Origin of the sequence: Streptomyces sp. NPDC058469 (genome assembly GCF_042721125.1) — a bacterium.
GTDB lineage: Bacteria > Actinomycetota > Actinomycetes > Streptomycetales > Streptomycetaceae > Streptomyces.
Window position 1 is genome coordinate 1 of sequence record NZ_JBHXME010000226.1, and the last position, 14,190, is coordinate 14,190.

The 14,190-nt window shown below is 70.5% G+C and carries 10 protein-coding genes; 7 read left to right on the forward strand and 3 right to left on the reverse strand.

The genetic code is table 11. From position 1 onward, the window contains the following. Window positions 1-86: 86 nt before the first annotated feature. From ACFWP5_RS48340 to ACFWP5_RS48350, 3 genes are all read left to right on the forward strand, one after another. A complete protein-coding gene (locus tag ACFWP5_RS48340; protein WP_384172426.1) occupies window positions 87-1,544 on the forward strand; it encodes a catalase in 1,458 nt (485 codons plus the stop codon). Window positions 1,545-1,922: 378 nt separating this feature from the next. After that, window positions 1,923-2,159, forward strand: a complete 237-nt coding sequence (locus ACFWP5_RS48345) for a hypothetical protein (RefSeq protein ID WP_384172429.1) — start codon at window positions 1,923-1,925, stop codon at window positions 2,157-2,159. Between the two features lie 117 nt (window positions 2,160-2,276). Continuing rightward, complete coding sequence (locus tag ACFWP5_RS48350) at window positions 2,277-2,855, forward strand: TIGR04222 domain-containing membrane protein (RefSeq protein WP_384172432.1); 579 nt, start codon at window positions 2,277-2,279, stop codon at window positions 2,853-2,855. Between the two features lie 151 nt (window positions 2,856-3,006). Here the strand turns inward: ACFWP5_RS48350 and gcl are convergent, their stop codons facing one another. Continuing rightward, on the reverse strand, window positions 3,007-4,791 hold the full coding sequence (gene gcl, locus ACFWP5_RS48355) for a glyoxylate carboligase (protein ID WP_384172435.1): 1,785 nt from the start codon (window positions 4,789-4,791) through the stop codon (window positions 3,007-3,009). A gap of 176 nt (window positions 4,792-4,967) precedes the next feature. On the opposite strand from gcl, the gene ACFWP5_RS48360 reads away from it, so the two are divergent. Further along, window positions 4,968-5,675, forward strand: a complete 708-nt coding sequence (locus tag ACFWP5_RS48360) for a hypothetical protein (protein ID WP_384172438.1) — start codon at window positions 4,968-4,970, stop codon at window positions 5,673-5,675. A gap of 150 nt (window positions 5,676-5,825) precedes the next feature. Here the strand turns inward: ACFWP5_RS48360 and ACFWP5_RS48365 are convergent, their stop codons facing one another. Further along, the gene (locus ACFWP5_RS48365) at window positions 5,826-7,433 is read right to left on the reverse strand and encodes an AMP-binding protein (protein WP_384172453.1); all 1,608 of its coding nucleotides are present in this window, start codon (window positions 7,431-7,433) and stop codon (window positions 5,826-5,828) included. Window positions 7,434-7,441: 8 nt separating this feature from the next. Continuing rightward, a complete protein-coding gene (locus tag ACFWP5_RS48370; RefSeq protein ID WP_384172441.1) occupies window positions 7,442-9,112 on the reverse strand; it encodes an AMP-binding protein in 1,671 nt (556 codons plus the stop codon). Between the two features lie 146 nt (window positions 9,113-9,258). Between ACFWP5_RS48370 and ACFWP5_RS48375 the strand changes: the two genes are divergently transcribed. The 3 genes from ACFWP5_RS48375 (at window position 9,259) to ACFWP5_RS48385 (ending at window position 14,053) form a co-directional block, all read left to right on the forward strand. Next, the gene (locus ACFWP5_RS48375) at window positions 9,259-10,071 is read left to right on the forward strand and encodes a response regulator transcription factor (protein ID WP_384172444.1); all 813 of its coding nucleotides are present in this window, start codon (window positions 9,259-9,261) and stop codon (window positions 10,069-10,071) included. A gap of 171 nt (window positions 10,072-10,242) precedes the next feature. Then, on the forward strand, window positions 10,243-13,059 hold the full coding sequence (locus ACFWP5_RS48380) for an ATP-binding protein (RefSeq protein ID WP_384172447.1): 2,817 nt from the start codon (window positions 10,243-10,245) through the stop codon (window positions 13,057-13,059). A gap of 202 nt (window positions 13,060-13,261) precedes the next feature. Then, complete coding sequence (locus tag ACFWP5_RS48385; protein WP_384172450.1) at window positions 13,262-14,053, forward strand: S1 family peptidase; 792 nt, start codon at window positions 13,262-13,264, stop codon at window positions 14,051-14,053. The last annotated feature ends 137 nt before the right edge of the window (window positions 14,054-14,190 follow it).

A 14,190-nucleotide genomic window follows, 5' to 3' on the forward strand; every position in this document is an offset into this window, starting at 1 on the left:
GCTGACATCTGTCCTGTCGCGCCCAGGCGCCGCCGTGGCCCGGAACCATGTCCACCAGTTCAACAAAATGTCGAGGAATGCTCTCCATGTCGAAGCGCGTGCTCACGACCGAGTCCGGCGCCCCGGTCGCCGACAACCAGAACTCCGCCTCCGCCGGCATCGGCGGCCCGCTCCTCCTCCAGGACCAGCACCTGCTGGAGAAGCTCGCCAGGTTCAACCGCGAGCGCATCCCGGAGCGTGTGGTGCATGCCCGCGGCTCGGGCGCGTACGGCTACTTCGAGGTCACCGACGACGTCACCGGCTTCACCCACGCCGACTTCCTCAGCACGGTCGGCAAGCGCACCGAGCTGTTCCTGCGCTTCTCCACGGTCGCCGACTCGCTCGGCGGCGCGGACGCGGTGCGCGACCCGCGCGGCTTCGCGGTCAAGTTCTATACGGAGCAGGGCAATTACGACCTGGTCGGGAACAACACCCCGGTGTTCTTCATCAAGGACCCCGTCAAGTTCCCGGACTTCATCCACTCGCAGAAGCGCGACCCCTTCACGGGCCGTCAAGAGCCGGACAACGTATGGGACTTCTGGGCGCACAGCCCCGAGGCCACGCACCAGGTGACCTGGCTGATGGGCGACCGCGGCATCCCGGCGTCGTACCGCCACATGAACGGCTACGGCTCGCACACCTATCAGTGGACGAACGCCGAGGGTGAGGCCTTCTTCGTCAAATACCACTTCAAGACGAACCAGGGCGTGCGCAGCCTGAGCAGTGAGCAGGCGGCGGAGATCGCGGGCAAGAACCCCAACTCCCATCAGACGGACCTGCTTCAGGCCATCGAGCGGGGCGTGAACCCGTCCTGGACCCTGCACGTCCAGCTCATGCCGGCGGCCGACGCGGCGGAGTACCGCTTCAACCCGTTCGACCTCACCAAGGTCTGGCCGCACCGCGACTACCCGCTCCAGCGTGTGGGCCGGCTGGTCCTCGACCGGACCCCGGACAACGTGTTCGCCGAGGTCGAGCAGGCCGCGTTCTCCCCGAACAACTTCGTGCCAGGCATCGGCCCCTCCCCCGACAAGATGCTCCAGGGCCGCCTGTTCGCCTACGCGGACGCGCACCGCTACCGCCTGGGCGTCAACCACACCCTGCTCGCGGTGAACGCCCCGAAGGCGACGACGGTGCGGAACTACGGACGGGACGGCCTCATGGCGTCCAACTCCCAGGGCCGCGCGGCGAAGAACTACGAGCCGAACTCCTACGACGGCCCGACCGAGACCGGCCGCGCCCTGTCGGCCCCGCTCGCGGTCAACGGCTACACGGGCACGCACGAGGCTCCGCAGCACACCAAGGACGACGACTTCTACCAGGCGGGCGAGCTGTACCGCCTGATGTCGCCCGAGGAGCGGTCCCGTCTCGTCGCGAACATCGCCGGCGGCCTCGCGCAGGTCTCCCGCGACGACGTGATCGAGAAGAACCTCGCACACTTCCACGCCGCCGACCCGGAGTACGGCCGGCGCGTGGAGGAGGCGGTCCACGCCCTGCGCGAGGACTGACCTCACCGACGGCCCGCGTGTGCCGGACGACCCGGATGAGGGGTGGTCACCGGCACCGCGCGGGCAGGGCCAGGACCGCGGCGGAATGCGAGCCAGTGCGGTGGTGAAGGTTCCGAGTCCTCCTTCTCGACCTGAGGGAAGGGGGCCCCGGTCCCGTCGCGACCGCCGCGGTCCCAGCCGAACGCCTCCGCAGAGGGGCTCCCAAAGGGCTCCCTTGTGAGGCCACAGACTCCGTCCGGCGGCGCGAACGTCCTGTCGCGCCCAGCCTCGCGCCGTCGGACGGCCACCACGACGAGCGCCGGATACGGACGGTCCCGTATCCGGCGCTCTTCGGCGTTTCCGGGTGCGGATCCGCCGTAGGCACAGCAGCCTGAAGGCATGGCACACCCACCGGAACACCCCCACATCGTGGTGCACCCCCCGGCGCTGGACGGCTCCCGCCGGGTCACCACCGGCGCCGAGACCCTCGGCATCGCCTCCCACCTGGACGACGTCGTCGAGATCCTGCGCCTGGCCGACCTGGACCGGATCGAGGTCGAGGAGAGCGACCTGATCGAGTGGCAGGGCGGCGGGCCCGAGGACTGGCCGGGCCTTTCGGAACACCACGGCCAGTGAACCTCAAATAGACCTCTGAACTCCCCTCGCGAGGCTTCAACCACCCCTGAACACGGGCACATTCGTGACACGAGGCCCGCCGGCACGGGGGCGGCGGGCCTCGTATCAGGGGGTGTCATGAGCGGTGGTCCGACGATCCGGCTCCAGCCGCACGAGGTCGCGCTGCTGCGGGGCGGTTCCCGCGCGGCGGTCACCGTGGCCGTGCTCGCGCTGCATCTGCGGGGTGAGGTGCGGGCCGGTCGGCGCGGCACGATGCGGACGTCGGGGGTGTCCGCGGGGGCGGGGGCCCTTCCTCGCCTCACGAAGGCTGTGCACTCCGCGCTCTACCGTCCGGCGGGTGTGCGTGAGTTGCTTGATCGGCGGGGTGTGAGCGAGGCGCTTGGGGAGTTGCGTGGGGATCTCATGGCAGCGGGGTTGCTGCGCGGGCTTCCGTGGGTGCGTACCCGCGCTGCGCGTGTGCTGTTGAAGTCGCTGCGTGTTCAACTCCCGTTGCCTGTAGGGCGGGAGGGTGTGTCCCTGTCGCCGGATGAGGTTCTGCTTGCGGTTGCCCTGTACGGGGACAAGGCGTTGGTCTCGCTTGTGCCGCGTTTTGCAGAGGCGGCGGGGTTGATCGGTCGGGGTGGGACAGCTGACCAGGGGGTGCCGCAGTCCTGGGGTGGGGGGTCTGGGGGCGGGTTCACTTGCGGGGCCGTGTAGGTCCTGCCGGGTTCTGTTGATTGCGGGGTGCGGGTTGTGTGTGGCTGGTCGCGCAGTTCCCCGCGCCCCTTTTTGTGGCGCTTTGCGCCTACAAAAAGAGGGGCGGCCCATCCTCCCGGATGAACCGCCCCGCGTTGCGCTTCCCCGCGTCTCAGACTTTCAGGGTCCTAATCGACGTCGGTGCATGGCCTGGCTCCGTCGCCAGTTCCTCGAACTCCACCACGTTGCTGATGTCGTTCGTCTTGCTCATGGCGATGTTGGTGATGCGTTCGAGGATCGCTTCGACCACGACCGGGACCCTGAACTCCGCCGCGAGCTTCTTGGCCTGTTCGAAGGCCGTGCCCAGTTCGGCGGGGTCCGTGACGCGGATGGCCTTGCAGCCGAGGCCCTCGACGACCTTGATGTGGTCGACGCCGTAGACGCCCAGCTCCGGAGAGTTGATGTTCTCAAATTCCAGGTTGACCTGGAAGTTGATGTCCAGGCCCATCTGCGCCTGCCGGATCAGGCCCAAGTAGGCGTTGTTCACGAGGACATGGACGTACGGGATCCGGTGCTGTGCCCCGACCGCCAACTCCTCGATCATGAACTGGAAGTCGTAGTCGCCGGAGAGGGCGACCACGGACGCGTCGGGGTCGGCCTTCGCGACGCCGAGCGCGGCCGGGATCGTCCAGCCGAGGGGGCCCGCCTGGCCGCAGTTGATCCAGTGACGCGGGCGGTAGACGTGCAGCATCTGGGCGCCGGCGATCTGGGAGAGGCCGATGGTGGAGACGTACCGGGTCTCCGGGCCGAATGCCTTGTTCATCTCCTCGTAGACGCGCTGCGGCTTGATCGGGATGTCGTCGAAGTGCGTGCGGCGCTGGAGAGTTGATTTCTTCTCCTGTGCCGAGGCTGCCCAGGTCGAGCGGTCGGGGAGGGTGCCTTCCGCCTTCAACTCCCTTGCCACCTCCACGAACAGCTCCAGCGCCGCCTTCGCGTCGGACGCGATGCCGTAGTCGGGGGCGAAGATCTTGCCGATCTGGGTGGGCTCGATGTCGACGTGGACGAACTTCCGCCCGGCCGTGTAGACGTCCAGCTTGCCGGTGTGGCGGTTGGCCCAACGGTTGCCGATGCCGAGGACGAAGTCGGATTCCAGGAAGGTCGCGTTGCCGTAGCGGTGCGAGGTCTGGAGACCGACCATGCCGGCGTTCAGTTCGTGGTCGTCGGGGAGGACGCCCCAGCCCATCAGGGTCGGGACGACCGGGGTCCCGGTCAACTCGGCGAACTCGACGAGGAGTTCGGCCGCGTCGGCGTTGATGACACCGCCGCCGGCGACGATCAGCGGGCGCTCGGCGGCGTTCAGCATCCCGATCGCCTTCTCGACCTGGGCGCGGGTCGCCGTCGGCTTGTAGGCCGACAGCGGCTCGTACGTCTCCGGGTCGAACTCGATCTCCGTGAGCTGCACGTCGATCGGGAGGTCGATCAGGACCGGGCCGGGGCGGCCGGAGCTCATCAGGTGGAAGGCCTGCTGGAAGACGCCCGGGACCTGGGCCGCCTCCAGGACCGTGATCGCCATCTTCGTCACCGGACCCGCGATCGAGGCGATGTCGACGGCCTGGAAGTCCTCCTTGTGGATCACGGCGGTCGGGGCCTGGCCCGTGATGCACAGGATCGGGATCGAGTCGCCGATCGCCGAGTAGAGGCCGGTGATCATGTCGGTGCCGGCCGGGCCCGAGGTGCCGATACAGACGCCGATGTTGCCCGGACGGGTACGGGTGTAGCCCTCGGCCATGTGCGAGGCGCCCTCGACATGGCGGGCGAGGGTGTGGTGGATGCCGCCGGATGCCTTGAGCGCGGCGTAGAAGGGGTTGATCGCCGCACCCGGGACGCCGAACGCGTCGCTGACGCCCTCGCGCTTGAGGATCTCGACTGCCGCGCGGGCAGCGGTCATACGAGCCATGGAGTACTCCTGCTTCGGCTGTCGGAATCACATCACCGTCGCGCCCCGCGGTGAAAACTCCTGGAGAGCTTCTGACTTCCGCATTGCGGAATCTAACTTCTACTATCTGGAATTAAATGTAAATGGGGTGGCCAAGGCCGTCAAGGGACGGACAAGCAGGGGTTTTCAGGAGGACTATGGGGCTCATGTCCGAGAGCGTGCCGGTGCGCTGTCCTGCCTGCCGACGAGAGCACGTCTACGCGGCGCCGTCCTATCCCTGTGTGTGCGGGGCCCCCGTCGCCCCACCGCTGGACCAACGCGGCGTGGCTACCGTCGTGACCCACCGCGTCTGGGACGAGGACTGGATCGCGATCCGCTGCGCGGCCTGCGGCCGACTCGACGAGTGGCCGTACCCGGAGCTGGGCTGCCCCTGCGGAACCCTGCTGCGGATTCCCGTCGCGGGGGCGGAACCGACGTCAGAGCCTGCCGTGAGGACCACCAAGATCGGCGCCGAGGCCGAGGGGCGCCCCGCCTTCCAGCCCGTCACGATCCGCACCGCGCGCGACGCGGTCACCGCCGCCGCGCTGTATCTGCGCTGGCTCGGCTACCGGGACATCCGCCGCGCCGACCAGCGGCCCCCGTCCGGCATCGGCCTCGCCGCCCGCGGCATCCTGGCGCAGGTGGACCCGACCGTGCGGCCGGCCTCACTGCGCGACGTGGAGTGCCTGTGGCTGACGGCCATGACCGAGTCCACCGAGTGCGTCTACTTCTCCCTCGCCGGTTACGCCGACGACGCCCGCGCCCGCGCGGACACCCTCGGCATCCCCCTGTTCGTCCTCGACCTCACGGGCACCCCCCAGCCGGTGAACGACCTCGCCGACCAACTCGACGCGGCGGGGAGCTAGTTCGGCGGTCGCGACTGCGGTTGCCACTGCGGTTGCCACTGCGGTTGCCACTGCGATCGCGGGACGGTGCCACGTGGGCGCGTCGCGAGCCGTCACCCTCACCCGCCACCGCACCACCCCCCACCACCCGTCACCGCCCCCTCAGCGCCCTCACAGCTCCCGAACAGCCCGCTCCCGCAGCTCGATCTTCCGTACCTTCCCCGAGACCGTCATCGGAAAGGCGTCCATGATCTGGAGCAGGCTCGGGATCTTGTAGTGCGCCAGCCTGCCCTCGCAGAAGCCGCGCAGCTCCTCCAGTGTCAGCGGGTCCGCCGGGTCCCGCGGGATGACGCAGGCGAGGACCTCCTCGCCGTAGCGCTCGTGCGGTACCCCGACGACCTGGACGTCCGCGACCTTCGGGTGGGCGTAGAGGAACTCCTCGATCTCGCGCGGGTAGATGTTCTCGCCGCCCCGGATGATCATGTCCTTGATGCGGCCGACGATCTCGACGTAACCGTCCTCGCGCATCATGGCCAGGTCACCCGTGTGCATCCAGCGGCCCGCGTCGATCGCCTCGGCGGTCTTCTCCGGCTCGTTCCAGTAGCCGAGCATCACGCTGTAGCCGCGCGTGCACAACTCCCCCGCCGCGCCCCGGGGTTGGGTCACGCCGGTCGCCGGGTCGACGACCTTGACCTCCAGGTGCGGGAGGACCCGGCCCACCGTGCCGGTGCGGTGTTCGAGGTCGTCGTCCCGCCGCGTCTGCAAGGAGACCGGAGACGTCTCCGTCATGCCGTAGCAGATGGACACCTCCGCCATGTGCATCTCGGCGACCACCCGCTTCATCACCTCGACCGGGCAGGGCGAGCCCGCCATGATGCCGGTGCGCAGCGAGGAGAGGTCGTAGGCCGCGAAGTCGGGGAGGTTCAACTCCGCGATGAACATGGTGGGGACGCCGTAGAGCGACGTGCACCGCTCCTGCTGTACGGCCTTCAGGGTCGCCGCCGGGTCGAAGGACGGGCCCGGGATGACGATGCACGCGCCGTGCGAGGTCGCCGCCAGGTTGCCCATGACCATGCCGAAGCAGTGGTAGAAGGGCACGGGGATGCAGACCCGGTCCTGCTCGTCGTAGGCGATCGACTCCCCCACGAAATAACCGTTGTTGAGGATGTTGTGGTGGGAGAGCGTGGCACCCTTGGGGAAGCCGGTCGTGCCCGAGGTGTACTGGATGTTGATGGCGTCGTCGCAGGACAACTCGGCCTCGCGGGACCGTAGTTCCTCCGAGCGGTCGGTCGCGCCCCTGGTGACCAGCGCGTCCCAGCTCGGGTCGCCGACGTACACCGTCTCCCGCAACTGCGGGCACTTGGGCCGGACTTGGTCGACCATCGCCCGGTAGTCGCTGCCCTTGTGGCCGGCCGAGGCGAACAGGACCGAGATCCCTGCCTGGTTGAGGACGAACTCGACCTCGTGGGTGCGGTACGCGGGGTTGATGTTGACCATGATCGCGCCGATGCGGGCGGTGGCGTACTGGACGAGCACCCACTCGGGGCAGTTGATCGCCCAGATCCCCACCCGGTCGCCCTTGGCGACCCCGCTCGCGAGCAGCGCGTACGCCAACTCCTCGATGTCGGCGGCGAATTCGCCGTACGTCCAGCGTCGCCCGGACGGTACGTCGACGAGCGCCTCGCGGTCGGGCCAGGCGGCGACCGCCCGGTCGAGGTTGGCGCCGATGGTGTCGCCGAGGAGTGAGGTCCCGCTGGTTCCATGGCTGTACGAGTTCATCGGCGAGTTCACCGGAAGTCCTCCTCGCGGTACTCGGCGTCCGACCCGGCGGCCGTCGCCTCCCGCAGTTCGATCCGGCGGATCTTGCCGGAGACGGTCTTGGGCAGGTCGGCGAACTCCAGTCGCCGGATGCGCTTGTAGGGGGCGAGGACGTCGCGGGAGTGCTCGAACAGCACCTTCGCGGTGTCGGGTCCCGGCTCCCAGCCCGCCGCGAGCACGACGTACGCCTTCGGTACGGCGAGCCGCAGCTCGTCCGGCGCGGGCACCACGGCGGCCTCGGCCACCGCCTCGTGCTCCAGCAGGGCGCTCTCCAGCTCGAACGGGGAGATCTTGTAGTCGGAGGCCTTGAAGACGTCGTCGGACCGGCCGACGTAGGTGATGTAGCCGTCCGCGTCCCGGGCGCCGATGTCGCCGGTGCGGTAGTAGCCGCCGGCCATCGCCTCCGCCGTACGGTCCGGGTCGCCGTGGTAGCCGGTCATCAGGCCGACCGGCGGGTCGGACAGGTCGAGCGCGATCTCGCCCTCGTCGGCGCCCGGCGCGCCCGACACCGGGTCGAGGAGTTCGACGCGGTAGCCGGGGCTCGGCCGTCCCATGGAGCCCGTCTTCAGCGGCTGGCCGGGGCTGTTGGAGACCTGGACGGCGGTCTCCGTCTGTCCGAAGCCGTCCCGGATGGTGACGCCCCAGGCGCGCCGGACCTGTTCGATGACCTCGGGGTTGAGGGGTTCACCGGCGGCCAGGGCCTCGCGGGGCGGGGTGCGCAGCTGGGTCAGGTCGGCCTGGATGAGCATCCGCCACACGGTCGGCGGGGCGCAGAAGGTGGTGACGCCCGCCCGGTCCATCTCGGCCATCAGCCGGGCCGCGTCGAAGCGCGTGTAGTTGTGGATGAAGACGGTCGCCTCCGCGTTCCAGGGCGCGAAGAGGTTCGACCATGCGTGCTTGGCCCAGCCGGGCGAGGAGATGTTGAGGTGCACGTCGCCGGGCTGGAGACCGATCCAGTACATCGTGGCCAGGTGGCCGATCGGGTACGAGGTGTGGGTGTGCTCGACCAGCTTGGGGTGGGCGGTCGTGCCCGAGGTGAAGTAGAGCATCAGTGGGTCGTCGGCCAGGGTCGGGGCGTCCGGCGTGAACTCGGCGGGGGCGGCGTACGCGTCCTCGTACGTCCGCCAGCCCTCGACCGCGCCGCCGACCGCGATCCGCGTGTATGTCCCGGGCACGTCGTCGAACTTGGCGATGTCCTCCGAGCGCACGATCACCTGCCGGACCCGGCCGCGTTCGACGCGGTCGCGCAGGTCGGCGGGGCCCAGCAGCGGGGTGGCGGGGATGACGACGGCGCGCAGTTTCATCGCGGCCAGCGCCGTCTCCCACAGCTCGGTCTGGTTGCCGAGCATGACGAGGATCCGGTCCTCGGCGCGGACGCCCTGGGCGCGCAGCCAGTTGGCGACCCTGTTGGAGCGCTCGGACATCTCCGCGAAGGACAGGGCGGCCTCGGTGCCGTCCTCCTCGACGATGTGCAGCGCGGTGCGGTCGTTGCCGGCCGCGATGACGTCGAACCAGTCGAGCGCCCAGTTGAAGTGCTCGGGCCTGGGCCAGGAGAAACCCTCGTAGGCCGTGGCATAGTCCGTACGGTGCGCCAACAGGAAATCCCGCGCGCTACGGAACGACTCACTCGCCGTCGTCATCTGTCCTCCTAGTAACCGGACCATTGCCGGGCGGCTCTCTGACATCGTGTAATCCGTGATGTGGGTCTCACTACCCCCGTACGGGGGTGTGTGCAGCAGGGCGGCCGCAATGAAGGGGCAAGCGGGTGGCGACGGACGCGGCAGGGATGGTGGAGATTCAGTCGGCGCTGGTACGGCTCCGGCGCGGAACGGGGCTGCCGGTCGCCTTCGGCGGCCTGGTGGAGACCGGCCGGCAGCAGATGCGCATCAGCGAACTCAGCGGCACGGCGACCCCCGCCCTGCGCGCCCTCGCGGTCACCTCGGGCAGCGGCCTCGGCGGCAAGGCGGTCGCCCTCGCCCGCCCGTGCGCCGTGGCGGACTACTCCTCGTCCCACCAGATCAGCCACGAGTACGACACCGCGGTCGCCACCGAGGGCCTGCACGCGATGCTCGCGGTCCCGGTCGTCGTACGCCGTCGGGTCCGCGGTGTCCTCTACGGCGCGCTGCGCACCGCCCAGCCGCTGGGCGACCGGATGCTGAGCGCGGCGATGGAGGCCGCGCGGGACGTGGAACAGGCGCTGGTGGTACGGGAGGAGGTGCGGGAACTGCTGAGCGCGGCACGCCCGGCGCCGGCCCCCGACCCGGCGGCGAGCGCGGTGTGGGAGCAGGTACGGGAGGCGCACGCGGCACTGCGGGCGCTGGCCCCGCGCATCCCGGACCCGGCGCTGCGGGCCGAACTCCTCGACGCCTGCGGCCTGTTGACCGCGGAGGCGGCCACCGGGGACGTGGAGCTCGCGCCCCGGGAGCTGGACGTACTGGCATGTGTGGCGGCGGGGGCGACGAACGCGGTGGCGGCGGAGCGGCTCGGGCTGCGGCCGGAGACGGTGAAGGGGTATCTGCGCTCGGCGATGCGGAGGCTCGGGGCGCACACCCGCGGGGAGGCCGTGGTGGCGGCGCGACGGGCGGGGGTACTGCCGTGAGAGGAGCGGAGGCACCCCCTGAGGCGGCTCCCGCGACGACCGTCTATTCATTCATCGGAGCTTTGAATTTCCTCATGCCGCACGGTTGTTATTTCCCTCACGACCCCATCCATCCGAATTTCAAGGACTGATTGCCTAATATTGGCCCGGACACGACACACGAGGGGAGCGGTGACCGTGCGACGGGACTTCAAGGAGCCTGCCAGAACCCGCCCCGACCTGGTCATCGGCCGGGAGGAGATGTTCTCCGCCGCCCGTGACCAGCTCGCCGAGGGCGGCAGTGTGCTGCTCCACGGCCCTGCCGGAATAGGAAAGTCGACCGTCCTGCGGGCGCTGGCCGCGGAATACGGCGACACGGCGCGGACCGTGTTGCGCTGCTCGGCCACGGAGTCCGAATCCCATCTCCCCTTCCTGGCCCTCGCCGACCTCCTCGGTCTGGTCCTGGACGAGGTGTCAGAGCGGCTGCCCGTGGCCCAGCGCACCGCGCTGGAATCCGCGCTCACGGGCCGCGGCGAGTCCTCCCTCCAGCGCGACGGACTCGCCCTGCGCCTCGCCGTCCTGTCCGCGCTGCGCGCCCTCGCCGCCGACGGTCCCGTGCTCGTCGTGGCGGACGATCTGCAGTGGCTGGACCCGGCCAGCGCCGAACTCCTCGGCTTCGCCGCCCGACGGCTCGGCGACACCCAGGTGCAGATGGTCTTCGCGGTGCGCACCGAGGGCCAGGAGTACGACCGGTATCTGAGCGCCTCGCCGCCGGACACGCTCGCGTTCCGGCTCAGCCCGCTCTCGCGGGCCCAGGTGTCGGCACTGCTCGACCACCGCGGCTACACCGGGCTGCCGCGCTCCACGGTCCGCGAGATCCACCGTACGAGCGGCGGAAACCCGCTGTTCGCACTGGAGTTGGGCCGCGCCCTCGCCGAGAACCCCACCCCGCCGCGACCGGGCGAGCCGCTGCCGGTGCCCACGTCGCTACGCGCGTTGGTGCTGAGCCGCCTCGACATGCTGCCCGCCGAGGCCCGCCGTACCCTCCTGGTCGCGAGCGCCGGCGCCCGCCCCACCGTGGCCCTGCTCCAGACCGCCGGCCGCGAGAACGCCGAGGCGGAGACCGCCCAGGCCGCCGAACTCGGCCTGCTGGCAACGGAACCCGAGGCACCCACCGTCCGGTTCGCGCATCCGCTGATCTCCGCCGCGCTCTACGCGGAGGCACCCGCGCAGGAGCGGCGGGCCGCGCACGCGGCACTGTCGACCGCCGCCTCCGACCCGATCGAGCGCGCCCGGCACCTGGCGCTGGCCACCACCGGCACCGACCCGGAGGTCGCCGCCCGGCTCGCCGAGGCCGCGACCCTGGCCCGCGACCGCGGGGCGCCCTCGGTCGCCGCGTCGCTCGGACTGCTCGCCGCCCGGCACACCCCGGGCGACAGCGTGCCGGGCCCGGACGAGCGGCGGTTGCAGGCCTCGGAGGACGCGATCACCGCCGGGGAACTGGACCTCGCCCGGGACATCGCGCGCGAGGTGCTGACCCGGGCCGCGGTGCCCGCCGAGCGGGTGCGGGCCTGGATCATCGTGATCGACACCGCCGGCCACTCCATGGCGGACGTCGACGCCGTCTTCCCGCAGGCCCTCGCCGACGCGGGCGACGACCCCCGGCTGCTCGCCCTGGTCCGCTACCAACTGGCCTGGCGCGCCCTGCTCGTGGAGGGCGACTTCGCCGAGGCCCGCGCGGAGACGGCCCGCTCGGCCGAGCTCGCCGCACGCGCCGGTGACCGCCGCACCGAACTCCTCGCGCTCTCCTTCCAGGCGCAGACCGAGACCCTGATGGGTCATCCGGACGCCCCCCTCACCATCAAGCGCGCGCTGAAGGAGCCCCAGGACCCGAGGGTGGCGTGCCACCACAACGGCGCGGGCTCGGCCCGGTTCCGCTGGCTGGTGATGAGCGATCAGCTCCCCGAGGCACGCGCCACCATCACCGCGCTGCTGCGCGAGGTGCGGCGGCGCGGGTCGGTGGAGAGCGAGGTGCACTTCCTGCGCGGGTTCGCCGAGACCGAACTGCGCTCCGGCCACTGCGGCCGCGCCCTCGACCTGGCCCGGGAAGGACTCCGGCTGGCCCGCGACTCCGGGATCGGCCAGACGGCGTCCGCGATGCTCACCGCGCTCGCCGAGGCCTCCGGCGGTGACGTCGGGGAGGGGCTGGCCCTGGCCCGCGAGGCGGTCGAGCACGCCGAGGAGGACGGCGACCAGATGTATCTGTCCCGTGCCCTCGGGGCCCTGGGATACGCCCAGTTGGTCGCCGGGGACGCGCACGGCACCGTCCGCTCGCTGCGCCGGGTCCGCGAACTGGAGCAGGCCCTCGGGGTGACCGACCCGGCGCGCGGACGCTGGCACGGCGACCTCGCCGAGGCCCTCGTCCGGATCGGCGAGACCGCCGAGGCCCAGGACGTCATCGACGTGACACGTGAACGCGCACTGCGCCTCGGGCGCGAGAGCGTCCTCGCCGTACTGGACCGCGCCGAGGCGCTGGTGCGGGCGGCGCGGGGCGAACACGACGCGGCCGTAGCCCAGCTGACGTCCGTTCAGGACCGCCTCGCCAAGCTGGGGTACGGCCTGGAGGAGGCCCGCGCCGCCTTCGCGCTGGCGTCGCTGCGCACCGGACAGCCCGGACCCACGTCGTACGACGAGGCGACCCGGCTGTTCCGACGGTGCCGGGCGCTGCCCTGGCTGCGGCAGGTGGACGAGGCGGCCGTCACCAGGGCGCCGGAGCCGGCGCCCGTGCCCACGCCCGCGCCCACCCTGGAGGGGCTCGACGGGCTGGCCTCGATGGAGCGTCAGGTCGCCGCGCTCGTCATGGAGGGCGCCACCAACCGGGAGATCGCCGCGCGGCTGTTCATCAGCGTCAAGACGGTCGAGGCGACCCTGACCCGGGTCTACCGCAAGCTGGGGATCCGCTCGCGGGTGGATATCGTCCGACTGGCGGCGGGGCGCCGTCCGAACTGAGGACCCTACGGGTTTACTGTGCGGCGACCGAGGGTTTTCCCTGCCCAACTCCCCTAGGGGGTTCCCTCATTGGGAGCAGGGTGTGCCGCGTTCTAGCTTATGGGTGTGCCGCTCGCCCGGGCATACGGGGGTCGGTCCCGCGACCCCCGTAGCACACCCCCACACCCGCGCGACCCCCACCGGCAACCCAATGAGGAGACTCATGTTCGGGCTCAACCGCGCCAGGAGAACCACCGCAGTTGTCGCAGCGGCCGCTGCGGCCGCCGCGACCGCACTGCTCAGCGCCCCCACCGCTGTGGCAGCCCCCCAGCCCATCGTCGGCGGTTCCACGACCACGACGACGACGTACCCGTTCGTCATGCAGATCACGGACGCCTCGCAGAACCAGTTCTGCGGCGGCACGCTCGTCTCCGCCACCAAGGTGGTCACCGCCGCCCACTGCATGGTCGGCGAGACCACCAGCAGCGTGCGCGTGGTCGGCGGGCGTACCTACCTCAACGGTACGAACGGCACCGTCAGCAAGGTCAGCAAGATCTGGATCAACCCCAGCTACACGGACGCCACCAACGGCGACGACGTGGCCGTCCTGACGCTGTCGACGTCGATGTCGTACACCACGGCGAAGTACGTCGCCTCCACGGACACCTCCGTGTACGCGGCCGGCACCACGGCCCGCATCCTCGGCTGGGGCACCACCTCGGAGAACGGCAGCTCCTCCAACCAGCTGCGGACCGCGACCGTCCCGATCGTGTCCGACTCCAGCTGCGCGAGCTCCTACGGTTCGGACTTCATCGCGTCCGACATGGTTTGCGCCGGATACACATCCGGTGGCGTAGACACCTGCCAGGGCGACAGCGGCGGTCCCCTGCTCATCGGGGGCGTCCTGGCAGGGATCACTTCTTGGGGCGAGGGCTGTGCCGAGGCGGGTTACCCGGGTGTCTACTCCCGGCTGACCGCGTTCTCCAGCCTGGTGACCACACAGGTCAACTCGTAACCCTGAAGAACTCCTGAGCACCCCTCAGGGAAATACCAGGGTGGGGTTGGGGGCGGCACCCGCCCGCCCCCCACCACCCACCACACAATGTCCCCCCCGGCCCCCCCCCCCGCCCCGGCCCAAGAAGAAAACACCCC

What these genes read in the sequence shown, in the direction of transcription:
- ACFWP5_RS48340 (WP_384172426.1), top strand. Translation starts at nt 87, where the DNA reads ATGTCGAAGCGCGTGCTCACGACCGAGTCCGGCGCCCCGGTCGCCGAC.
- ACFWP5_RS48345 (WP_384172429.1), top strand. Translation starts at nt 1,923, where the DNA reads ATGGCACACCCACCGGAACACCCCCACATCGTGGTGCACCCCCCGGCG.
- ACFWP5_RS48350 (WP_384172432.1), top strand. Translation starts at nt 2,277, where the DNA reads ATGAGCGGTGGTCCGACGATCCGGCTCCAGCCGCACGAGGTCGCGCTG.
- gcl (WP_384172435.1), bottom strand. Translation starts at nt 4,791, where the DNA reads ATGGCTCGTATGACCGCTGCCCGCGCGGCAGTCGAGATCCTCAAGCGC.
- ACFWP5_RS48360 (WP_384172438.1), top strand. Translation starts at nt 4,968, where the DNA reads ATGGGGCTCATGTCCGAGAGCGTGCCGGTGCGCTGTCCTGCCTGCCGA.
- ACFWP5_RS48365 (WP_384172453.1), bottom strand. Translation starts at nt 7,433, where the DNA reads ATGAACTCGTACAGCCATGGAACCAGCGGGACCTCACTCCTCGGCGAC.
- ACFWP5_RS48370 (WP_384172441.1), bottom strand. Translation starts at nt 9,112, where the DNA reads ATGACGACGGCGAGTGAGTCGTTCCGTAGCGCGCGGGATTTCCTGTTG.
- ACFWP5_RS48375 (WP_384172444.1), top strand. Translation starts at nt 9,259, where the DNA reads ATGGTGGAGATTCAGTCGGCGCTGGTACGGCTCCGGCGCGGAACGGGG.
- ACFWP5_RS48385 (WP_384172450.1), top strand. Translation starts at nt 13,262, where the DNA reads ATGTTCGGGCTCAACCGCGCCAGGAGAACCACCGCAGTTGTCGCAGCG.